At 42.1% G+C, this 373-nt stretch carries 1 protein-coding gene; it reads right to left on the bottom strand.

The genetic code is table 11. The annotated features are described in order from the left end of the window. Positions 1–358, bottom strand: a 358-nt coding sequence (locus DWW13_RS19635; RefSeq protein WP_243026212.1) for a hypothetical protein, incomplete at its 3' end; no start/stop codon positions are given. Between the last annotated feature and the right edge of the window lie 15 nt (positions 359–373).

Here is a 373-nt window from a genome sequence, read left to right as displayed (position 1 = left end):
TAACCATGAGCTTAAAGCCAAGAAAAAAGCGGTAGTCCACTTGATTGTCCCCAATCATAGATACTAACGCTTCGGTCTGTTCGTCTATCTTCTGATAGGCAACTTCCTTTAATTTTCCAGTTACCAGCTTCTTTGACTGCTCCTGCATACTTCGGATTGAGCTTTCTGTGGCAATCTGCAACGCATGAATTTTACCCTCACGGGACTGTGCGATAAGCTGGCGAAAGCTGTCATGCACGATAAATTTCTGCTCTGCGGATAGAAAAGAATAGTTGTACGGTATCAGCTCATAATAGGCAAACACTTCATTGTCCTTGTTCCAGACAAGGTTGTTGTCAATATATTTTATCGGGAACATAGTTCACACTCCTTA

This window comes from Blautia sp. AF14-40 (genome assembly GCF_003479665.1).
GTDB lineage: Bacteria > Bacillota > Clostridia > Lachnospirales > Lachnospiraceae > Fusicatenibacter > Fusicatenibacter saccharivorans.
This window is presented reverse-complemented; position numbering and strand designations above follow the sequence as displayed.